Source organism: Pseudomonas sp. WS 5079 (genome assembly GCF_012985465.1).
Taxonomy (GTDB): Bacteria; Pseudomonadota; Gammaproteobacteria; order Pseudomonadales; family Pseudomonadaceae; genus Aquipseudomonas.
The window spans coordinates 153,563-174,563 of the sequence record NZ_JAAQWN010000009.1 but is presented as its reverse complement, the minus strand read 5'-3'; the positions used below and the strand labels follow the sequence as shown (position 1 = coordinate 174,563).

At 59.9% G+C, this 21,001-nt stretch carries 16 protein-coding genes and 4 tRNA genes; 14 read left to right on the top strand and 6 right to left on the bottom strand.

All coding sequences use genetic code 11. The features are described 5' to 3' along the window. Window positions 1-9: 9 nt before the first annotated feature. A complete protein-coding gene (pbpG, locus tag HBO05_RS23145; protein WP_169954404.1) occupies window positions 10-933 on the bottom strand; it encodes a D-alanyl-D-alanine endopeptidase in 924 nt (307 codons plus the stop codon). Between the two features lie 207 nt (window positions 934-1,140). After that, a complete protein-coding gene (folD, locus tag HBO05_RS23140) occupies window positions 1,141-1,995 on the bottom strand; it encodes a bifunctional methylenetetrahydrofolate dehydrogenase/methenyltetrahydrofolate cyclohydrolase FolD (RefSeq protein ID WP_169954403.1) in 855 nt (284 codons plus the stop codon). 280 nt (window positions 1,996-2,275) lie between these two features. On the opposite strand from folD, the gene HBO05_RS23135 reads away from it, so the two are divergent. From HBO05_RS23135 to HBO05_RS23090, 10 genes are all read left to right on the top strand, one after another. Then, window positions 2,276-2,352: transfer RNA gene (locus HBO05_RS23135), tRNA-Arg, on the top strand. 32 nt (window positions 2,353-2,384) lie between these two features. Then, window positions 2,385-2,460, top strand: a tRNA-His gene (locus tag HBO05_RS23130). A 58-nt stretch (window positions 2,461-2,518) separates the two neighbouring features. Next, window positions 2,519-2,603 (top strand) — tRNA-Leu (locus HBO05_RS23125). Between the two features lie 77 nt (window positions 2,604-2,680). Beyond that, a tRNA-His gene (locus tag HBO05_RS23120) sits at window positions 2,681-2,756 on the top strand. Between the two features lie 401 nt (window positions 2,757-3,157). Continuing rightward, a complete protein-coding gene (gene tig / locus HBO05_RS23115) occupies window positions 3,158-4,468 on the top strand; it encodes a trigger factor (RefSeq protein ID WP_029298423.1) in 1,311 nt (436 codons plus the stop codon). Window positions 4,469-4,560: 92 nt separating this feature from the next. After that, the gene (clpP, locus tag HBO05_RS23110) at window positions 4,561-5,196 is read left to right on the top strand and encodes an ATP-dependent Clp endopeptidase proteolytic subunit ClpP (protein ID WP_029298421.1); all 636 of its coding nucleotides are present in this window, start codon (window positions 4,561-4,563) and stop codon (window positions 5,194-5,196) included. Window positions 5,197-5,308: 112 nt separating this feature from the next. Continuing rightward, window positions 5,309-6,592: an ATP-dependent Clp protease ATP-binding subunit ClpX gene (gene clpX, locus HBO05_RS23105; protein ID WP_029298419.1), complete on the top strand. Its 1,284-nt coding sequence runs from the start codon at window positions 5,309-5,311 to the stop codon at window positions 6,590-6,592. 160 nt (window positions 6,593-6,752) lie between these two features. Beyond that, complete coding sequence (gene lon, locus HBO05_RS23100; protein WP_169954402.1) at window positions 6,753-9,149, top strand: endopeptidase La; 2,397 nt, start codon at window positions 6,753-6,755, stop codon at window positions 9,147-9,149. Window positions 9,150-9,297: 148 nt separating this feature from the next. After that, the gene (locus HBO05_RS23095) at window positions 9,298-9,570 is read left to right on the top strand and encodes an HU family DNA-binding protein (protein WP_003174819.1); all 273 of its coding nucleotides are present in this window, start codon (window positions 9,298-9,300) and stop codon (window positions 9,568-9,570) included. Window positions 9,571-9,800: 230 nt separating this feature from the next. After that, window positions 9,801-11,672, top strand: a complete 1,872-nt coding sequence (locus tag HBO05_RS23090; RefSeq protein ID WP_172314165.1) for a SurA N-terminal domain-containing protein — start codon at window positions 9,801-9,803, stop codon at window positions 11,670-11,672. 62 nt (window positions 11,673-11,734) lie between these two features. Here HBO05_RS23090 and HBO05_RS23085 read toward each other — a convergent pair whose 3' ends face one another. Beyond that, on the bottom strand, window positions 11,735-12,910 hold the full coding sequence (locus tag HBO05_RS23085) for an MFS transporter (RefSeq protein ID WP_172314163.1): 1,176 nt from the start codon (window positions 12,908-12,910) through the stop codon (window positions 11,735-11,737). Between the two features lie 126 nt (window positions 12,911-13,036). On the opposite strand from HBO05_RS23085, the gene HBO05_RS23080 reads away from it, so the two are divergent. Both HBO05_RS23080 and HBO05_RS23075 read left to right on the top strand, forming a co-directional pair. Continuing rightward, the gene (locus HBO05_RS23080; RefSeq protein WP_169954399.1) at window positions 13,037-13,981 is read left to right on the top strand and encodes a LysR family transcriptional regulator; all 945 of its coding nucleotides are present in this window, start codon (window positions 13,037-13,039) and stop codon (window positions 13,979-13,981) included. A 44-nt stretch (window positions 13,982-14,025) separates the two neighbouring features. Further along, window positions 14,026-14,814 carry a DUF2242 domain-containing protein gene (locus tag HBO05_RS23075; RefSeq protein ID WP_169954398.1) on the top strand — a complete coding sequence of 263 codons (789 nt, stop codon included), beginning with the start codon at window positions 14,026-14,028 and terminating at the stop codon, window positions 14,812-14,814. 268 nt (window positions 14,815-15,082) lie between these two features. On the opposite strand, the gene HBO05_RS23070 is transcribed toward HBO05_RS23075, so the two are convergent. After that, a complete protein-coding gene (locus HBO05_RS23070) occupies window positions 15,083-16,123 on the bottom strand; it encodes an AraC family transcriptional regulator (protein ID WP_169954397.1) in 1,041 nt (346 codons plus the stop codon). A gap of 4 nt (window positions 16,124-16,127) precedes the next feature. Beyond that, window positions 16,128-17,258, bottom strand: a complete 1,131-nt coding sequence (locus HBO05_RS23065; protein WP_169954396.1) for a carbon-nitrogen hydrolase family protein — start codon at window positions 17,256-17,258, stop codon at window positions 16,128-16,130. Between the two features lie 211 nt (window positions 17,259-17,469). On the opposite strand from HBO05_RS23065, the gene HBO05_RS23060 reads away from it, so the two are divergent. Together HBO05_RS23060 and HBO05_RS23055 are read left to right on the top strand one after the other, a co-directional pair. Then, a complete protein-coding gene (locus HBO05_RS23060) occupies window positions 17,470-19,509 on the top strand; it encodes an NADPH-dependent 2,4-dienoyl-CoA reductase (RefSeq protein ID WP_169954395.1) in 2,040 nt (679 codons plus the stop codon). 57 nt (window positions 19,510-19,566) lie between these two features. Next, complete coding sequence (locus tag HBO05_RS23055) at window positions 19,567-20,457, top strand: pyridoxal-phosphate dependent enzyme (RefSeq protein ID WP_172314161.1); 891 nt, start codon at window positions 19,567-19,569, stop codon at window positions 20,455-20,457. Here the strand turns inward: HBO05_RS23055 and HBO05_RS23050 are convergent. Beyond that, window positions 20,454-20,999: a cytochrome b gene (locus tag HBO05_RS23050; protein WP_172314159.1), complete on the bottom strand. Its 546-nt coding sequence runs from the start codon at window positions 20,997-20,999 to the stop codon at window positions 20,454-20,456. The two genes, HBO05_RS23055 and HBO05_RS23050, sit on opposite strands and share 4 nt — an antisense overlap. Window positions 21,000-21,001 lie beyond the last annotated feature (2 nt).

The window sequence follows — 21,001 nt, the reverse complement described above, 5'->3', positions numbered from 1 at the left end:
AATCGTGTATCAATGGGACTGGGCGACCCCGGTCTGGCGGGCCTTGAGATTCTTGTCGGCCTTGTATTGCAGGGCCACGTCCGGCACCGAGCCACTCTTGCCGGTTTCAATCCACTTGCGGATGCGGCTGGCATCGGCAAAGTGCGTGAACTTGCCGAAAGCATCGAGGATCACCAGCGATACCGGACGATTGCCCATGCTCGTCACCAGCACCAGGCAGTGGCCGGCCTGGTTGGTGAAGCCGGTCTTGGTCAGCTTGATATCCCAGTTGGCCCGGTTGACCAGGTGATCGGTATTGGAAAAGCCCAGGGTGTAGCTGGGCTTGCGGAACGACACGGTTTTTTCCTTGGTGGTGCTCAGTTGCGTGAGCAGCGGGTATTTGTGCGCGGCCTGCACCAGCTTGCTCAAGTCGCGGGCGGTGGACACGTTATGGATCGACAGGCCGGTGGGCTCGACATAGCGCGTGCTGTTCATGCCCAGGGCCTTGGCCTTGGCGTTCATCGCGGCAATAAATGCGGCATAACCGCCCGGATAGTGGTGGGCCAGGCTGGCAGCGGCACGGTTTTCCGAGGACATCAGGGTGATCAGCAACATCTCCTTGCGCGGCATCTCGCTGTTGAGCTTGACCCGTGAGAACACGCCTTTCATTTCCGGGGTGTCGCTGATGTTGATGGAGATGTACTCGTCCATGTTCTGCTTGGCGTCCAGCACCACCATGCCGGTCATCAATTTGGTGACGGAGGCAATCGGCACGACTACGTCGGGGTTGCTGGCGTAGATCACCTTGTTGGTTTGCAAATCCACCAGCATCGCGCTACCCGAAGCGATATGCAGCTGCGAGGTATCCCGTGGGGCCAGGGTAGTTTCACTGGCGTTGGCGACAGTGCCTGCGAATGCGAAGAACAGGCTGACGAGAGAGAGACGAATATTCACGCGGATGGACTCGCTAAAAGATAGAAAAATACCGGGTGCGACCGGCTTTATGAAAAATGACGTTACATATTATTAGTATGGGCCAGAAACTGTCGAATGTTCTTCTAAAACCAGACGAAAGCTCTTAAAAACAAAGAAAAAACGACTTTTTTTGCGGGCAATAAAAAGCCCCGCCATAAGGCAGGGCTTCTTTAGTGCGGCGGGTTATTAGCTGTGCAGCGTTTCGGCTGCGTACAGAGTGTTTTCCAGAAGGCACGCACGGGTCATCGGGCCTACGCCACCCGGCACCGGAGTAATCCAGCCTGCACGAGGCAGGGCGGTTTCATACACCACGTCGCCCACCAGCTTGCCATCTTCCTGGCGGTTGATGCCGACGTCGATCACGATGGCGCCTTCCTTGATCCACTCGCCCTTGACCAGGCCCGGCTTGCCGGCGGCGACCACTACCAGGTCGGCACGGCCGACGTGGCCTGCCAGGTCCTTGGTGAAGCGGTGGGTGACGGTCACGGTGCAGCCGGCCAGCAGCAGTTCCATGGCCATCGGGCGGCCAACAATGTTGGAAGCGCCAACGACTACCGCATCCAGCCCATACAGGTCCACGCCGGTGCTTTCCAGCAGGGTCATGATGCCTTTTGGCGTGCAGGGGCGTAGCAGGGGGATACGCTGGGCCAGGCGACCGACGTTATAAGGATGGAAACCGTCGACGTCTTTGTCGGGGCGGATGCGCTCCAGCAGCAGGGAGGCATCCAGATGCTCCGGCAGCGGCAATTGCAGCAGGATGCCGTCGATGTTCGGATCGTCGTTGAGGCCGTCGATCAGGTCGGTCAGCGCCTGTTGGGTGGTGTCGGAAGGCAAGTCGTAGGCCTTGGAAACAAAGCCGACCTCTTCACAGTCTTTACGCTTGTGCGAGACATAAACCTGGGAGGCAGGATCGCTGCCGACCAGGATCACCGCGAGCCCCGGCGTGCGCAGGCCAAGCTTGCGACGTTCGGCGACACGTTTGGCGATCTGCTGGCGCAGGCTGGCGGCGATTGATTTGCCGTCGATAAGTTGTGCAGTCATTACGCGTGATTAACCATCGAGAGGGGGAGGAAAAGTGCGCGCATTCTCGCACGCCAGGACGTGAGGGCAAAGGCGCTTGGTCTGCAAATTCCCCTAACCCCTTAAATAAAATGAATTTTTTTCAAAAAAGATTTGACGGCCCCTGGGGGCGTCTATACTATTCGTCGCACTTGTCGGGCACAGCCTAGCACTGGTTAAGAAGGTCGAGCGCAATAGTGGTTTTATTGTGTGAGGCTGGAAGCATTTAGTTTGTAGTCCTCCAAGAGTACAGATTAATCAGGCGCCCGTAGCTCAGCTGGATAGAGCATCCGCCTTCTAAGCGGATGGTCGCAGGTTCGAGTCCTGCCGGGTGCGCCATTAGGCAGCTTTGGCACAAGTAGCGCAAGATGGTGGGCGTAGCTCAGTTGGTAGAGCACGGGATTGTGACTCCCGTTGTCGAGGGTTCGATCCCCTTCGTCCACCCCATATTTCAAAAGGCGCCAGATTTAACGGTCTGGCGCCTTTGTTTTAAAAGCTTCAAGCCGCGGATGTGGTGGAATTGGTAGACACACTGGATTTAGGTTCCAGCGCCGCGAGGCGTAAGAGTTCGAGTCTCTTCATCCGCACCAAATACAGCGTCACCCTTGCCATGGGCTGGGTTGGTGCTTAACAGAGAAGGCGATTGGCTTCTTTGTCACGCAATATGGTGGGCGTAGCTCAGTTGGTAGAGCACGGGATTGTGACTCCCGTTGTCGAGGGTTCGATCCCCTTCGTCCACCCCATATTCCGAAAGGCGCCAGATTTAACAGTCTGGCGCCTTTTTTGTTTTAGCGGTTTACGTATTCGGCGACTGCAGGTTCTGGGTCGCAGGGGTGGGCGCTTCGTCGTATTTTTGTTTCTCGATGATGCCGTACTACCCGCCGGCCTTGTGCGCAAGGTTGGCAGCCAGGGAGATGGTTGGCAGCTTCTTCTATATATAGAAGGGTTGGTACAGAGCCCTGGCGTGATTGGCTGTATTTGTCACTGGGGCGAGGAGCATTCGTGCATTCGTACCTGTAAAATGCCTGCTGTTTTTTAACCCGTTTTCAGTAGGGTGACTTCTTGAGTTTGACCCACTAGAATGCATGCCCTTGATTCTTGGGTCGGAAACGGCCGGCTAACGTCTGTGCAACGAGGAATATCCATGCAAGTTTCTGTTGAAAATACTACTGCTATCGAGCGCCGCATGAGCATCACCGTGCCGGCAGAGCGCATCGAGACTGCGGTCAACAAGCGTCTGCAGCAGACTGCCCAGAAGGCCAAGATCGCTGGTTTCCGTCCAGGCAAAGTGCCGATGAGCGAAATCAAGCGCCGCTTTGGTGCTGACGCGCGTCAAGATGCCGTAGGTGACGTGATCCAGGCTTCCTTCTACGAAGCTGTTGTCGAGCAAAAGCTGAACCCGGCTGGTTCGCCTTCCATCGAGCCTAAGTCCTTGGAAGCTGGCAAGGACCTTGAGTACGTTGCCGTATTCGAAGTGTTCCCAGAGTTCACCGTCGCTGGCTTCGAAGGTATCGAAATCGAGCGCCTGAGCGCCGAAGTGGCTGATGCCGACCTGGACAACATGCTGGAAATCCTGCGCAAGCAGAACACCCGTTTTGAAGTGGCCGATCGCGCTGCCCAGAACGAAGACCAGCTGAACATCGATTTCGTAGGCAAGGTTGACGGCGAAGTCTTCGCTGGCGGCTCGGCCAAAGGCACCCAGTTGGTACTGGGCTCCAATCGCATGATCCCGGGTTTCGAAGACGGTCTGGTTGGCGCCAAAGCCGGTGAAGAGCGCGTTCTGAACCTGACTTTCCCTGCTGACTACCAGAACCTGGACCTGGCTGGCAAAGCCGCCGAGTTCACCGTGACTGTCAACAGTGTTTCCGAGCCTAAGCTGCCAGAACTGAACGAAGAGTTCTTCGCCCAGTTCGGCATCAAGGAAACCGGTATCGAAGGTTTCCGCGCCGAAGTTCGCAAGAACATGGAGCGTGAGCTGCGCCAGGCCATCAAGTCCAAGGTCAAGAACCAGGTCATGGACGGTCTGCTGGCCGCCAACCCGATCGAAGTGCCTAAGGCTCTGCTGTCCAACGAAGTGGACCGCCTGCGCGTACAAGCTGTTCAGCAGTTTGGTGGCAACATCAAGCCTGACCAACTGCCGGCCGAGCTGTTCGAAGAGCAAGCCAAGCGCCGCGTCGTGCTGGGCCTGATCGTGGCTGAAGTGGTCAAGCAGTTCGACCTCAAGCCTGACGAAGACCGCGTTCGCGAAATGATCCAGGAAATGGCTTCGGCCTACCAGGAGCCTGAGCAGGTCGTGGCTTGGTACTACAAGAATGACCAGCAGTTGAACGAAGTCCGTTCGGTTGTGCTGGAAGAACAAGTTGTGGATACTGTTCTGCAGAAGGCTAAGGTGACCGACAAAGCGGTCTCTTACGAAGAAGCAGTCAAGCCGGCAGAAGCAGCACAAGCCGACTGATTGTCCAACTCGTTTGAAAATACACCCATAAGCCAGCCTCGCGCTGGCTTATGCGTATTCAAGACATGACTATTTGGGAGTAACTGCAGAGCATGTTCCGTAATTCGTATATTCAGCAGAACTCTGATATCCAGGCCGCAGGCGGCCTGGTCCCGATGGTTGTCGAGCAATCTGCTCGTGGCGAACGCGCCTACGACATCTACTCGCGCCTGCTCAAGGAGCGAGTGATCTTTCTGGTTGGTCCGGTAGAGGACTACATGGCCAACCTGATCTGTGCGCAACTGCTGTTCCTTGAAGCGGAAAACCCGGACAAGGACATCCATCTCTACATCAACTCTCCAGGCGGTTCGGTGACGGCGGGCATGTCGATCTACGACACCATGCAGTTCATCAAGCCGAACGTATCCACCACGTGCATTGGCCAGGCCTGCAGCATGGGTGCATTCCTGCTGACCGCAGGTGCTGAAGGCAAGCGTTTCTGCCTGCCTAACTCGCGCGTGATGATTCACCAGCCACTGGGCGGTTTCCAGGGCCAGGCGTCGGACATCGAAATCCACGCCAAGGAAATCCTGTTTATCCGTGAGCGTCTCAATACGCTGATGGCCAAGCACAGCGGGCACACCCTGGAAGAAATCGAGCGCGATACCAACCGCGACAACTTCATGAGTGCCGAAGCCGCGCGTGAATACGGGCTGATCGACGCCGTGATCGACAAGCGCCCCGCTTAATATAAGCCGCTCAAAATAGGGCTGGTCGGCATGTCCGACCACCGGCGGGCTTGAAAAAGCCCGCATAAGCCTTCATCTTGTGTTGCAAGCCTATCGGATTTGGATCGAACGAATGACTGACACCCGCAACGGCGAGGACAACGGCAAGCTGCTCTATTGCTCCTTCTGTGGCAAAAGCCAGCATGAAGTGCGCAAATTGATTGCCGGCCCCTCGGTCTTTATCTGCGACGAGTGCGTCGACCTGTGCAATGACATCATCCGTGAGGAGGTGCAGGAGGCACAGGCCGAAAGCAGCGCGCATAAATTGCCTTCGCCTAAAGAAATCAGCGGCATCCTTGATCAGTACGTGATTGGTCAAGAGCGTGCAAAGAAGGTTCTGGCCGTAGCGGTGTACAACCACTACAAGCGCTTGAACCAGCGTGACAAGAAAGGTGACGAGGTCGAACTCGGCAAGAGCAACATCCTGCTGATCGGTCCTACAGGCTCGGGTAAAACCCTGCTTGCAGAAACCCTCGCTCGCCTGCTGAACGTTCCGTTCACCATCGCCGACGCCACCACCCTCACCGAGGCTGGCTACGTGGGTGAAGATGTCGAGAACATCATTCAGAAACTGCTGCAGAAGTGCGACTACGACGTAGAGAAGGCCCAGATGGGTATTGTCTATATCGATGAAATCGACAAGATTTCGCGCAAGTCCGACAACCCGTCGATCACCCGGGATGTTTCCGGCGAAGGCGTGCAGCAAGCCCTGCTGAAGTTGATTGAAGGCACGGTCGCTTCCGTACCGCCTCAAGGCGGCCGCAAGCACCCGCAGCAGGAATTCCTGCAGGTTGATACGCGTAACATCCTGTTTATCTGTGGCGGTGCGTTCTCCGGCCTGGAAAAGGTTATTCAAAACCGTTCCACCCGTGGCGGCATCGGTTTCAGTGCAGAAGTGCGCAGCAAGGAAGAAGGCAAGAAGGTGGGCGAGTCCCTGCGTGAAGTCGAGCCTGACGATCTGGTCAAGTTCGGTCTGATCCCGGAATTCGTTGGCCGTCTGCCGGTCCTGGCTACGCTGGACGAGCTGGACGAGGCTGCTCTGATTCAGATCCTCACCGAGCCGAAAAACGCCCTGACCAAGCAATACGCCAAGCTGTTCGAAATGGAAGGTGTAGACCTCGAGTTCCGTGCCGATGCGCTCAAATCGGTGGCCAAGCGGGCACTGGAGCGCAAGACTGGCGCACGTGGCCTGCGCTCGATTCTCGAAGGCGTACTGCTCGACACCATGTACGAAATCCCCTCGCAGTCCGAGGTGAGTAAAGTGGTGATCGACGAAAGCGTTATAGAAGGTAAGTCCAAGCCACTGTATATCTACGAAAACAGTGAGCCGGCTGCCAAGGCTGCGCCAGACGCGTAAGCGTTTCGCAGTTTCGGTACAAACAAGGGGCCTCTAGGGGCCCCTTTGTTTTTCATAGGGATTTTTACTGTGTGTAACTGCCAGCATTGAGCTTGTTTTTTTTACACGCAGCCCCCATCTTGGTTTCAAGCTTACTTTCATCTGTCATAGAGGCGAAATCATGAAGACAACCATTGAATTGCCTCTCCTGCCATTGCGTGATGTGGTTGTGTATCCGCACATGGTTATCCCGCTGTTCGTGGGGCGCGAGAAGTCTATCGAAGCCCTCGAGGCCGCGATGACGGGCGACAAGCAGATCCTGCTGTTGGCCCAGAGAAATCCGGCTGACGACGATCCAGGCGAAGACGCCCTGTATCGCGTCGGCACCATTGCCACCGTTCTGCAATTGCTCAAGCTGCCGGATGGCACCGTCAAGGTGCTGGTCGAGGGTGAGCAGCGCGGTGCGGTCGAGCGCTTCATGGAGGTGGACGGCCACCTGCGTGCAGAAGTGGCGTTGATCGACGAAGTCGATGCGCCTGAGCGCGAATCCGAAGTGTTTGTACGCAGCCTGCTGTCCCAGTTCGAGCAATACGTGCAACTGGGCAAGAAAGTCCCGGCTGAAGTCCTGTCCTCCCTCAACAGCATTGATGAGCCAAGCCGTCTGGTCGACACCATGGCCGCACACATGGCGCTGAAGATCGAGCAGAAGCAAGACATCCTCGAAATCATCGACCTGTCGACCCGGGTCGAGCACGTCCTGGCCCTGCTGGATGCCGAGATCGATCTGTTGCAGGTCGAGAAGCGCATTCGCGGTCGCGTCAAGAAACAAATGGAGCGCAGCCAGCGCGAGTACTACCTGAATGAGCAGATGAAGGCCATTCAGAAAGAGCTCGGCGACAGCGAGGAAGGTCACAACGAAATCGAAGAGCTGAAAAAGCGCATCGATGCCGCAGGCCTGCCAAAAGACGCGTTGACCAAAGCCACCGCCGAGTTGAACAAACTCAAGCAAATGTCGCCGATGTCGGCCGAAGCCACCGTGGTTCGTTCCTACATCGACTGGCTGGTGCAGGTGCCGTGGAAAGCCCAGACCAAGGTGCGCCTGGACCTGGCGCGTGCCGAAGATATCCTCGACGCCGATCACTACGGCCTGGAGGAGGTCAAGGAGCGCATCCTCGAATACCTCGCCGTGCAAAAGCGCGTGAAGAAGATTCGTGGCCCGGTGTTGTGCCTGGTCGGTCCTCCGGGCGTGGGTAAAACCTCGCTCGCCGAGTCGATTGCCAACGCCACCAACCGAAAATTCGTACGCATGGCCCTCGGTGGCGTGCGTGATGAAGCGGAAATCCGTGGACATCGCCGGACTTACATCGGTTCGATGCCGGGAAGATTGATTCAAAAGATGACAAAGGTTGGCGTGCGTAATCCGCTGTTCCTGCTCGATGAAATCGACAAAATGGGCAGCGACATGCGGGGCGATCCTGCATCAGCCTTGCTCGAAGTGCTCGACCCCGAGCAGAACCACAATTTCAACGACCATTACCTGGAAGTCGACTACGACCTGTCCGACGTAATGTTCCTGTGCACCTCCAACTCGATGAACATCCCGCCAGCCCTGCTGGACCGGATGGAGGTGATTCGTCTGCCGGGTTACACCGAAGACGAGAAGATCAATATCGCCGTCAAGTACCTCGCGCCCAAGCAGATTGCGGCCAACGGGTTGAAGAAGGGCGAGATCGAATTTGATGTCGAGTCGATCCGCGACATCATTCGCTACTACACCCGCGAGGCCGGCGTACGGGGCCTTGAGCGTCAATTGGCGAAGATCTGCCGTAAGGCAGTCAAAGAACATGCCCTGGAAAAACGCTTCTCCGTGAAGGTTACGGCCGATGCGCTAGAGCACTTCCTGGGTGTGCGCAAATTCCGCTATGGCCTGGCCGAGCAGCAGGATCAGGTCGGGCAGGTGACTGGTCTGGCGTGGACCCAGGTGGGCGGCGAATTGCTGACCATCGAGGCCGCGGTGATCCCGGGCAAGGGGCAACTGATCAAGACCGGTTCCCTGGGTGACGTGATGGTCGAGTCCATCACGGCCGCGCAGACCGTGGTGCGCAGCCGCGCCCGCAGCCTGGGGATCCCCCTGGACTTCCACGAGAAGCACGACACCCACATCCATATGCCGGAAGGGGCGACCCCCAAAGACGGCCCTAGCGCTGGCGTAGGCATGTGCACGGCCCTGGTATCGGCCCTGACCGGCATCCCCGTGCGCGCCGATGTGGCCATGACCGGGGAAATCACCCTGCGTGGTCAGGTACTGGCCATTGGTGGCCTGAAGGAAAAACTGCTGGCTGCACACCGTGGTGGTATCAAGACGGTGATCATTCCTGAAGAGAATGTTCGCGACTTGAAGGAAATTCCTGACAATATTAAGCAGGATCTGCAGATTAAACCGGTTAAATGGATTGACGAGGTCCTGCAAATTGCGCTGCAATACGCGCCGGAGCCCTTGCCGGATGTGGCTCCCGAGATAGTCGCGAAGGACGAAAAACGCGAGACTGACTCTAAGGAAAGAATTAGCACGCATTAATACGTTTAAGCTTGGTGGCTTCCTTGACAGCTTTTTAGAGCCCTTGTTATAAAGCGGCTCTTATAAGTGCCTGTAGGCCATTCAGCACTGGTTTTTGCTTTCACCAAAAAACTTAGAATCATACTCAATAGATATAAGGGGACTTAGAGTGAACAAGTCGGAACTGATTGATGCTATCGCCGCATCTGCTGATATCCCGAAAGCCGCTGCTGGCCGTGCGCTGGACGCAGTAATCGAATCCGTCACTGGCGCTCTCAAGGCCGGCGACTCCGTGGTACTGGTAGGTTTCGGTACTTTCTCTGTGACCGATCGTCCAGCCCGCACTGGCCGTAACCCACAGACTGGCAAAGCACTGCAAATCGCTGCTGCCAAGAAACCAGGTTTCAAAGCCGGTAAAGCCCTGAAAGAAGCCGTCAACTAAGCTTCGTTCAAGCCTTTGCCTATCCGGGCTGGACGCAGGTCTGGCCTGGCAGCGGAGCGGCAACTGACCTGAGTATCCATTGGGTCGCGACGCCGGGGGGCGGGTTCAACACCCGTCCGTTCCGCCAGTTACGAGAAGGCGCATCCTCGGATGCGCCTTTCTTCTATCCGGATTCTACCCACGCTCCACGGTTGCCTAATTTTTGAAGTTCAACCGTTTCTGGGGGACGCATGCTGCAGAATATCAGGGACAATTCACAAGGCTGGATTGCCAAGACCATTATCGGGCTCATCGTTGTATTGATGGCATTCACCGGTATCGAGGCCATTTTCCAGGCCACGACCAATAGCCAGGACGCGGCCAGGGTCAATGGTGAAGAAATCACTCAAAACGAGCTGAGCCAGGCCGTCGACATGCAACGTCGGCAGCTGATGCAACAACTGGGCAAGGACTTCGACGCGTCCTTGCTGGATGAAAAAATGCTGCGCGAGGCGGCCCTCAAAGGCCTGATCGATCGCAAGCTGCTGCTGCAAGGCGCGGCCGATTCGAAGTTCTCTTTCTCGGAAGCTGCACTGGACCAAGTGATCCTGCAGACCCCGGAGTTTCAGGAAGACGGCAAGTTCAGCGCTGAACGCTTCGACCAGGTGATCCGTCAACTGGGCTACAGCCGTATGCAGTTCCGGCAGATGCTGACCCAGGAAATGCTGATCGGCCAACTGCGCGCAGGCATTGCCGGCAGCGGTTTTGTCACCGACCAGGAAGTGCTGAACTTTGCGCGTCTGGAAAAACAGACCCGTGATTTCGCCACCGTCAGCATCAAGGCCGACCCGGCAGCCGTGAAACTCACCGACGACGAGGTCAAGGCTTACTACGACCAACACGCCAAAGAGTTCATGACTCCGGACCAGGTCGTCATCGACTACCTGGAGCTGAAGAAGTCTTCGTTCTTTGACCAGGTAGCGGTCAAGGACGATGAGCTGCAGGCCCTGTACGAGAAAGAAACCGCCAACCTCGCTGAACAGCGTCGTGCCGCGCACATTCTGATCGAAGTCAACGACAAGGTCACCGAGGCCCAGGCCAAGGCCAAGATCGAGGAAGTCCAGGCGCGCCTGGCCAAGGGCGAAAGCTTCGAGGCCCTGGCCAAGGAGTTCTCCCAGGATCCGGGTTCGGCCAACAGCGGCGGCGACCTGGGTTTTGCAGGCCCTGGCGTCTACGATCCTGAGTTCGAAAGCGCCCTGTACGCCTTGAACAAGGACCAGGTCTCGGCACCGGTACGTTCCAGCTTCGGCTGGCACCTGATCAAGCTGCTGGGTGTTGAAGCGCCAGAAGTGCCTTCGTTCGCCAGCCTGAAAGACAAGCTGACCCGCGAGCTGAAGACCCAGCAAGTGGAGCAGCGCTTCGTCGAGGCAACCAAGCAACTGGAAGATGCGGCATTCGAAGCCTCCGACCTGGCCCAGCCAGCTTCGGACCTGAAGCTGACCGTGCACACTTCGGCGCCGTTTGGCCGTGAAGGTGGCGAAGGCATCGCGGCCAACCGTGCTGTGATCCAGGCGGCTTTCAGCCCTGAAGTGCTGGATGAGGGTGCCAACAGCACCGCCATCGAGCTGGATCCGGAAACCATCGTGGTCCTGCGCGCCAAGGAGCACCGCAAGCCGGAGCAACTGCCGCTGGAAAGCGTGGCGACCGCCATCCGTGCCCAGTTGACCAAGGAGCGTGCAAGCGCTGCGGCGAAGACCCATGCTGACGAGCTGATCGCTAACCTGCGCGACGGCAAGCTGGCATTGGACCAGGCGGTTGATGGCCAGGTCTGGAAAGTCACCGAAGCTGCTACCCGTGGCCAGGAAGGCGTCGAGCCTGCCGTGCTGCAAGCGCTGTTCCGCATGGCCAAGCCGGCGGCGAAGGACAAACCGACCTTCACCGACGTGACCCTGCCGGATGGCAGCTTGATGATCCTGCGCTTGAACAACGTCAACGAAGGCGCTGCGCCAACCGATGAAGAGAAGGAGCAATATCGTCGCTTCCTCGCTTCGCGGGTCGGTCAGCAGGACTTCGCCGCGTTCCGCAAGGAGCTGGAAAGCAAGGCTGACATCAAGCGGTTCTGATGTAGTAATACCGTTTCAAAAAACACCCCGGCCTGAAACCGGGGTCTTTTTTTGCCTGTTTGTCAGGTGCGGCGAGGCTGCAGGGTGGTGATCAATGCCAGCGTAGCCAAGGCGGCAACGACCCAGGGAAACCACATGACGCCCCATCCCTGAAGCAGTATGCCGCCCAGCAGCCCACCGCCGGCAATCCCCAGGTTCCACACCGTCACCAGCATCGACTGGGCTGCATCCGCCGAGTCACCGGCCGATTTGGCCAGCGCGGTTTGCAGCAAGGCAGGCAAGCCGCCAAACGCCAGGCCCCAGATGGCGACTGACAGGTAGACGACCTCGGTAGAGGCGATCCACAGACACAGGGCCAATGCTGCAGCGGCAAACAGGGTGCAACTGCTCACCAGTAGGACCTGCAGCAGGCGGTCAATCAACAGGCTGACGATCCAGATCCCCATCAGCGCTGCCAGGCCAAATACCAGCAACACCCGGTCGATGTCGGCGGTAAGCCCGGCGGGCGCCAGGAACGGCGCGATATAGGTGTACAGAATGTTATGCGCCAGCACGTAGGTAAAGGTCACCCACAGCACCGGTCGCACCCCCGGCAAACGCAGGACCTGGCGCAAGCCCAGGCGCTGTTGCGCACGTTGCCCGGCAAAGTCCGGCACCTGCCAGCGTACCCACGCCAGTAGCAGCACTGTCAGCCCGCTCATGATCGCAAAGCTCAAGCGCCAACCCACTGCAGTGCCCAGAAACGTTCCGGCAGGCACTCCAAGGGATAACGCCAGGGGCGCGCCCAGCATTGCCACGGCAATCGCCCGGCCCTGTAGGTGCGGGGCCACCATGCGGCTGGCATATCCTGCCAGCAGTGCCCAGAGCAAACCCGCGAACACCCCGGCCAACAGCCGTGCGACCAGGGTCAGCCAATACACGCTTGATAGTGCCGTGACACTGTTGACTATCGCGAAGCCACCAATGGCTAGCATCAGCAAGGGGCGGCGGCGCCAGCCACGGGTGGCGATGGTCAGGGGGATGGCGGCCAGCAACGAGCCGAGGGCATACAGCGTGACGAGCTGGCCGACCAGCGCCTCGCTCACCCCGAGGCCGGCGCTCATCTGGGGCAGCAGACCTGCGGGCATCGCCTCGGTGAGGATGGTGATGAAGCCGGCGGTGGCCAGCGCCAGCAAGCCCGCCATGGGCAGGCGTTCGCGCTGGCTGGGCAGGCATTGTGGTGTACTGCAGTCATTCATGTGGCTCGGCTCCGTATTCAAGGCATCAGGACATCGGGGCAGAGTAGGGGGCTGAACCACTTGGAAAAATGGGCTAAGGTTCCGAACTTATCGGACGTTTATGTCCGTAATTCGCAGGAAGTGACAATGGACAGTCTGGGCAGTATGTCGGTGTTTGTGCAGGTCGCGGAGACCCGCAGCTTTACCCAGGCCGGTCGGCTGCTGGGGGTGTCGTCCTCGGCTGTGGGCAAAAGCATTGCGCGCATGGAGCAGCGTCTGGGGGTGCGGCTGTTCCATCGCAGTACCCGCAGTATCACGCTGACGGCCGAGGGAGCGCTGTTTCTCGAGCGTTCACGGCGGATCCTGGCCGAGGTTGAAGCGGCCGAGCAGGAGTTGACTGAAGCAGCGACCACCCCCCGTGGCAAATTACGCATCAGTTTGCCCCAGGTCAGGGGCCTGTTGATGCCGGTGCTGACCGAGTTTATGCGGTCCTATCCAGAGATTGAGCTGGACGTGGATTTTTCCGACCGCATGGTGGATGTGATCGAGGAAGGCTTCGACGCTGTGGTGCGCACCGGCAAGCCCGAGGACTCGCGGCTGTCGGCGCGGCTGCTGGGGCACTATCGGTTGGTGCTGGTGGGAGCGCCGCAGTACTTCGCCTTACACGGCGTACCGGCCTGTCCTACGGACCTCAACCATCATGCCTGCCTACGTCACAAGTTTTGCGCCACCGGCAAGCTGGAGAGCTGGCCCCTGCGCCATTTACCGGGCGAACCCGAACCGGTGCTGCGTGCACCGTTGGTCAGCACGACCATCGAGTCGCTAAAGCACGTAGTGCACGAAGGCCTTGGGATTGCCTGTCTGCCGGACTTCATGGTCCGCGAATCCGTCGAGCAGGGCCGCCTGCAGCGGGTGCTGGACGATTACCTGGAGCACAGTGGCAGCTTCTGGATGCTCTGGCCGTCGAGCCGACATGCCTCGGCCAAACTGCGGGTGTTTATCGATCATATGAGCGCCAGGCTTTTTCCTGCACCGCGCGTCGAGCCGGCTGGTGACGTTTTACCGACAGGAATCCGCGCGCGCAGCCGGTGATCTGTTGCACAATACCGCCCTGACCGTTTTCCTCAGGATGATCAATGTCGACTTCATTTCACTTGCGTGGCCTCGCGCTCGCGCTGGTGCTGGCAGGCGCCACGGGCTGCTCGTCGCCCAAGACCGCTATTTACGAACATGAGAACTTCGACGACTCCGGTACGTTTTCGCGCAATTACCCGGTCAGCGATATCGCGGCCTGCGAAGCGGCACGCCGGGCGTTGCTCAGCCAGGGCTACATCATCACCAGCAGCGACCCGAAGCTGGTGAGCGGTAACAAAAGTTTCCAGCAGACCGGTGAGACCCATCTACAGATCAGTTTCAACGTGGTGTGTGCCGAAGATGGCAGCGGCGAGCATCATGCCACCATGTTTGCCAACGCCCTGCAGGATCGCTACGCGCTGAAAAAGGTCAACAACTCCGCCAGCCTGGGGGTGGGCGTACTCGGTTCGGTGTCGATGCCGATCGGCTCCACCGACGACTCGATGGTCAAGGTGGCCAGCGAGACGGTCACCTCGCCCAAGTTCTATGACCGCTACTTTTCCCTGGTGGATGTGTTCCTGCCCCAGGAAGTGAAAGCCGCCGAGCACATTCCCGAAGCGCCAAAGGCCGATCTCGGCGTACCGGAACCCAAGCCCGCGCCGGCGGTGGATAAGGTAGAAGCGCCGAAAGAAGTGCCGCCGGTACCTGTCGCGCCAGCGGTCTCGGAACCGCTTGCACCGCCGGTAGAGGCCATGCCCATTACCCCGCAAACTCCAGCAGAAGTGCCGACTACGCCTGTGCTGCCGGCACCGACAGAGGTGATTCCACCGCTGCCGGCCACCGGCGAGTAATTACGCGCGGGCCGAGAGGGTCAAGTTTGATGTATTAAATCCGTTGCCCGTCGCTACGTTTAATCCTGGAGCGCAGGAATGTCATGACCCTGTCTTTTTTTCGTCACCACGGCACTTTAGGCTGGTGATGCAGGTCACTTGAACAACCTGCTTTGATGACACAAGGAGTCGACGATGGACGATTATCAAGAAGAGCTGCTGGAATACCAGGCCTTTGAACTGGACCCTTCGCACCCGGCCGACGACGCCACCGAGTTGTAGGCCGGCGTCAGGCGGAATGCCGCTGACTGCGGCGAAATTCCCCTGGGGTCTGGCTGTTCCAGCGCTTGAAGGCCCGTTGAAAGGCCTCCGCTGAGGCAAAACCGAGCAAGTAGGCAATTTCCCCAAACGCCAGTTCCGTGTCGCGAATGTAGGTCATGGCCAGGTCGCGGCGGGTGTCGTTGAGAATCGCGCGAAACTGCGTGCCTTCCTCGGCCAGTTTGCGGCGCAAGGTCCAGGTTGGCAGCTTCAGGCGCGCCGCCACTTCTTCCAGGTCGGGTTCCCGGCCGCCATTGAGCATCGGCCCCAGCAAACGAATGATGCGCTCGCGCAGGCTGCGGGTGCGGGTCAGTTGTTCCAACTCCCGTTCACACAATTGCACCAGCAAGTGCCAGGTACTTGGGCAGTGCTGCGGGTTACGCAGGCCCAGGCTGTACTGGCTCAGACGCAGTTGGTTGAGCTCGGCGCCGAACTGCACCGGGCACTCGCCCAGCACGCTGTAGCTGGCGCTGTAGTCCGGTGCGGCGAATTCGATTTCGATGCGCTCGGCCAGCACCGGCTGCTGGCACAAGTTCGCCATCTGATGCAGCCAGCCGGCCAGAATCGAGTCCACCACGAAGCGGTTATAAGCGTTGTACGGGCTGATGGAATAGAAGCGCAGCCAAGCGCCCTGGGCGTCTTCATGAAAGCTCGACTGGCCACGATAGTTGGCGCCGTACAAGGCCTCGAAGCGCGTCAGGGTGCGTGCCGCTTCGCGCACGTTGGGCGCCTGGGCGGCGGTGACGCCGGCCAGGCCAAGTTGATTCATACGGCTCAACTGGCCCATGCGCAGGCCCAGGCCGGGGTCGCCGGTCAGTTGGATGGCCGCATGGCCCAGGCGCATATAGCGCGGGATCGACAGGCGCGCGCCGGGTTCACTCAAGCGCGCCGGGTCCAGGCCGTATTGCAACAGCAACGGCTGCGGGTCCAGGCCATGGCTGAGGATGGCGTCGGCCAGGGTGTGCACGATGCCCACCGATAAGTCCCCGAGGCGCATCGGTGCCGGCTTCATGGAGTTACAGCCACACGTTCAGCAGGCGCGCACCACGTGCGTTGCCGTCGGCGAAGACTTGGCCGTTGGCACTGAGAAAGCTCTGGCCGCTGGTGCCCTGGTCCCAGAACTGCCCGCGCATGAATACGCTCATGCCGGCACCGGCCAGGCTGATGGGGGCCTGGCTGATCAGGCTCAGGCGATGCCAGGCTTCGCCTTCACTGAGCTCTTCGGGCTTGAGGCTGACTTCCGGGGGAGTGGACACACTTTTGAAGCCGCGCCATGGCTTGTCCCAGGTGTCTCGGCCAATCACCAGTGCCGGCACGGCCACCAGCTGCGCGCCTTGTTCGTTGAGCTTGCGGTAGTTGTCGGGGTACCAACTGTCGCTGCCGATCAGGATGCCCAGGCGCCCGGCCGGGGTGTCGATCACGCTGACCGCGTTTTCGTCGCCCGGGGCGATAAAACCCCGCTCATCGAAGATCGGGTAGAGCTGGCGCTGGGGTTGGCCCAGCGGCAGGCCATCGCGGTCGAATACCAGGCTGGTGTTGTACAGCGCGCCATGGCCGACCTGCAGTTGACCCTGGCTGATACTGGGGTTGGGCAGGGCGATGGAGCCGGCAACCAGGGTCACCCCGAACTCCTTGGCCAGGCCACCAAACAGCACCTGGTAATCGCGGGCCATGGCCGGCGCCTTCATGCGCAGGTAGGCATCGTCCAGGCGGTTATCGCCCTGGGCGCTGATCAACGCGCGCAGGAACAGCAAAGGGTTGCTCGCCGACAGCCAGTTCATCGCCTCCTTGAAGTTGGTCGCCTGGTACAGCTCGTTTTTTTCGCCGCTGACCATCAGCCAGGTGCCGACATGTTCGGGCAGGACCACGATGGTTTTATCGTTGAGCAGGCCCAGTTCCTGGGCATTGCGCAGGTAGGCCGAGAGCTTGAGGTGCAAGCGTTCCAGGCTCTGGTAGTCAGCGGGGAACAGCTCCGGCTGGATGCCCAGCAGGTTGCCGTGATCGGCGGGAGTGCCCTCGTTTACAGCCAGGTTGATCCGCAGGTCCGACAGGTAATGCCCCACGGGGCGCTCCTGGGTCCAGACCAGATAGGCGGAAACGGCGGCGACCAGGGCCATGGTGAGGGTCAAAGCAAGTAATTTACGCATGGGGGAACAGACAACAGGCCGTGTGCAGGGTTCGCCCCTAGGGTAGGGCGCGTCGCCACGCTTGCCAAGGGGCGTTGCGCATTTGGATCAATAAGTTGTCAGTTTCAGTCATTGAGCGCTAAAGGCGTGGCTCTTAGTCTGTGGAACATAAACCGATGGCCGGCCATTCGAGCCTGTCACGTCCCGTGATGATCCGTTGTGGAGCTGTACCATGACCGCTGCTGCCTACCCGCACCTGCTGGCCCCGTTGGACCTGGGTTTTACCACCTTGCGCAATCGCACCCTGATGGGTTCGATGCACACCGGCCTTGAAGAAAAACCTGGCGGCTTCGAGCGCATGGCGGCGTATTTTGCCGAGCGCGCCCGTGGCGGCGTGGGCCTGATGGTCACCGGCGGTATTGGCCCGAACGATGAAGGCGGGGTGTACTCCGGGGCAGCCAAGCTGACCACCGAAGCCGAGGCGCTCAAGCACAAGATCGTCACCCAGGCCGTGCACGAGGCCGGTGGCAAGATCTGCATGCAGATCCTCCACGCGGGGCGTTATGCCTACAGCCCCAAGCAGGTCGCCCCCAGCGCGATCCAGGCGCCGATCAACCCGTTCAAGCCCAAGGAGCTGGACGAGGAAGGCATCGAGAAGCAGATCAGCGACTTTGTCACCTGCTCGGTATTGGCCCAGGTCGCCGAGTACGACGGCGTCGAAATCATGGGGTCCGAAGGTTATTTCATTAACCAGTTCCTCGCCGCCCACACCAACCACCGCACCGACCGCTGGGGCGGCGCCTACGAGAACCGCATGCGCCTGCCGGTGGAAATCGTGCGCCGGGTGCGCGAAGCCGTGGGGCCGAATTTCATCATCATCTTCCGCCTGTCGATGCTCGACCTGGTGGAGGGCGGCAGCACCTGGGAAGAAATCGTCCAGTTGGCCAAGGCCATCGAACAGGCGGGCGCGACGATTATCAATACCGGTATCGGCTGGCACGAAGCGCGCATCCCGACCATCGCCACCAAGGTGCCGCGCGGTGCGTTCAGTAAAGTCACGGCCAAGCTGCGTGGCGCGGTGCAGATCCCGTTGATCACCACCAACCGTATCAACACCCCGGAAGTGGCCGAGCAGATCCTCGCCGAGGGCGATGCCGACATGGTGTCCATGGCCCGGCCGTTCCTCGCCGACCCGGAGTTCGTCAACAAGGCCGCCGCTGGGCGCGCCGATGAGATCAATACCTGCATCGGCTGCAACCAGGCCTGCCTGGACCACACCTTCGGCGGCAAGTTGACCACCTGCCTGGTCAACCCGCGCGCCTGCTACGAGACCGAGCTCAATTACCTGCCGGTCCAGCAGATCAAGAAAATCGCCGTAGTCGGCGCCGGCCCAGCCGGACTGGCCGCTGCCACCGTGGCGGCGGAGCGCGGGCACCAGGTGACCCTGTTCGATTCGGCCAGCGAGATCGGCGGCCAGTTCAACGTGGCCAAGCGCGTGCCGGGCAAGGAAGAGTTTTTTGAAACCCTGCGGTACTTCAAGCGCAAGCTGCAGACCACCCATGTCGAGCTGTGCCTCAACACCCGGGTGGATGTGGCGCAACTGGTGGCCGGCGGTTATGACGAGATCATCCTCGCCACCGGTATTGCGCCGCGTACCCCGGCGATTCCTGGCGTGGAAAACCCCAAGGTGCTCAGCTACCTGGACGTGCTCCTGCAGCGCAAGCCGGTGGGCAAGCGCGTTGCCGTGATCGGCGCCGGTGGTATCGGCTTTGACGTGTCGGAGTTCCTCGTGCACCAGGGCGTGTCCACCAGCCTGGACCGCGAAGCGTTCTGGAAGGAGTGGGGCATCGACACCCTATTGCAGGCCCGCGGCGGCGTGGCCGGGATCAAACCCCAGCCCCACGCTCCGGCGCGCGAGGTTTACCTGTTGCAGCGCAAGGCTTCCAAGGTTGGCGACGGCCTGGGCAAGACCACCGGCTGGATCCACCGTACCGGCCTGAAGAACAAGCAGGTGCAGATGCTCAATAGCGTTGAATACCTGAAGATCGACGATGAGGGCCTGCATATCCGTATTGGTGCCGAGGGCGAGCCGCAGGTGCTGGCGGTGGACAACATTGTGATCTGCGCCGGCCAGGACCCGCTGCGCGAACTGCAGGACGGCCTGGTCGCCGCTGGCCAGAACGTGCACCTGATCGGCGGTGCCGACGTGGCCGCCGAGCTGGATGCCAAGCGCGCCATCAACCAGGGCTCGCGCCTGGCCGCCGAGTTGTAAGGGCCGCGCAGGGGCGGTGTTAGACTACCGCCCCTTTTTTCATGCAGACGTGCCCTGATGGGTCCTTTCGATTGGCTTCCCCACGCGCCCCTTGAACCCTTGCAGTTGGATTGGCTGAACGGGGTCGAGGTGGCCGTGCTGCGCCTGGACCGCATCGACCCGCTGATCAGCGGCAACAAGTGGTTCAAGCTCACCGGGCACCTGGCCCAGGCGCGACAGGCGGGTGCCAGCGGCATCATCAGCCTGGGCGGCGCCTACTCCAACCATCTGCATGCCCTGGCGGCGGCCGGCAAACGCTTCGGTTTTGCCACCGTCGGCCTGTTGCGCGGGCACCCGCAAGACACCCCGACGGTCCTCGACCTGCAAGCCTTCGGCATGCAACTGCACTGGCTGGGCTACGGCGGTTACCGTGCGCGTCATGCGCCGGACTTCTGGTTGCCCTGGCGCGAGCGGTATCCGCACCTGCATCCCGTACCCGAGGGCGGCGGCGCCATGACCGGGGCGTTGGGCTGTGGCGTGTTGGTCGAGCAGGTGCGCAGGCAGTTGCCCGCCTTGGGGTGGGCCGACTACGACGCCTGGTGGCTGGCAGCCGGCACCGGTACCACCCTGGCGGGTTTGGTGCTGGCGGAGGCGGGCGCGCATCCTGTTTACGGGGCCATGGCGGTGCCGGATGACCACGGTGTCGTGCAGAACGTGCGGGCCATCGTGCAGGGCGGGTATGAACTGTTGGACGCCAGTCGTGGCGGTTTTGCGAAAGTCGACCCGCCATTGCTGGCCTTCATCGACGCCACGCAGCAGGCCAGTGGCTTGCCCCTGGAGCCGCTCTATACCGGCAAGGCGCTGCTGGCGCTCAAGCAGCAGATCGAGGCCGGGCGCTTTGCCCCCGGCACTCGCCTGGTCTTTGTGCACACCGGCGGCTTGCAGGGCCGCCGGGGTTTTGTGGATTAACGCTTGGGCAACATGCGCAACACGGTGTTATCCCGCATGAAGTAGTGGTGGTACAGACCCGCCGCCGCATGCAGGCCGATCAGCCAGTAGCCGATGGTGCCGCCCAATACGTGCCAGCCTTCGATCTGCTTGGCCAGGTCCTTGTTTTCACCGATCAGCGGTGGCAACTCGATCCCGTAGAACCACACCGAATGCCCTTCGGCACTGACAATCAGCCAGCCAAAGATCGGCATGCCGATCATGAACACATACAACGCCATGTGCATCAAGGTCGCCAGTAGCGCTTGCCATTGCGGCGGCGCGGGCAAAATCTTCGGCGCCACGCCAAGGCTGCGGGCAAACAGGCGCAGCCAGACCAGTACGAATACGGTCAGGCCGAACATGAAGTGCAGTTCCTTGATTAACGTGCGTCCGCCACTGCCTTTGGGGAAAATCCCGCGAAATTCAATGGTGACGTAGACCGCCACCAGCAGCACTAGCATCAGCCAGTGCAAGGCGATGGACATCGTACTGTAACGGGACTCGCTGTTTTTCCACGGCATCG

Bases quoted from the DNA above. Each gene is read 5' to 3' on its own strand.
- folD (WP_169954403.1), bottom strand. From the start codon at position 1,995: ATGACTGCACAACTTATCGACGGCAAATCAATCGCCGCCAGCCTGCGC.
- tig (WP_029298423.1), top strand. From the start codon at position 3,158: ATGCAAGTTTCTGTTGAAAATACTACTGCTATCGAGCGCCGCATGAGC.
- clpP (WP_029298421.1), top strand. From the start codon at position 4,561: ATGTTCCGTAATTCGTATATTCAGCAGAACTCTGATATCCAGGCCGCA.
- clpX (WP_029298419.1), top strand. From the start codon at position 5,309: ATGACTGACACCCGCAACGGCGAGGACAACGGCAAGCTGCTCTATTGC.
- lon (WP_169954402.1), top strand. From the start codon at position 6,753: ATGAAGACAACCATTGAATTGCCTCTCCTGCCATTGCGTGATGTGGTT.
- HBO05_RS23090 (WP_172314165.1), top strand. From the start codon at position 9,801: ATGCTGCAGAATATCAGGGACAATTCACAAGGCTGGATTGCCAAGACC.
- HBO05_RS23085 (WP_172314163.1), bottom strand. From the start codon at position 12,910: ATGAATGACTGCAGTACACCACAATGCCTGCCCAGCCAGCGCGAACGC.
- HBO05_RS23080 (WP_169954399.1), top strand. From the start codon at position 13,037: ATGGACAGTCTGGGCAGTATGTCGGTGTTTGTGCAGGTCGCGGAGACC.
- HBO05_RS23075 (WP_169954398.1), top strand. From the start codon at position 14,026: ATGTCGACTTCATTTCACTTGCGTGGCCTCGCGCTCGCGCTGGTGCTG.
- HBO05_RS23070 (WP_169954397.1), bottom strand. From the start codon at position 16,123: ATGAAGCCGGCACCGATGCGCCTCGGGGACTTATCGGTGGGCATCGTG.
- HBO05_RS23065 (WP_169954396.1), bottom strand. From the start codon at position 17,258: ATGCGTAAATTACTTGCTTTGACCCTCACCATGGCCCTGGTCGCCGCC.
- HBO05_RS23060 (WP_169954395.1), top strand. From the start codon at position 17,470: ATGACCGCTGCTGCCTACCCGCACCTGCTGGCCCCGTTGGACCTGGGT.
- HBO05_RS23055 (WP_172314161.1), top strand. From the start codon at position 19,567: ATGGGTCCTTTCGATTGGCTTCCCCACGCGCCCCTTGAACCCTTGCAG.
- HBO05_RS23050 (WP_172314159.1), bottom strand. From the start codon at position 20,999: ATGCCGTGGAAAAACAGCGAGTCCCGTTACAGTACGATGTCCATCGCC.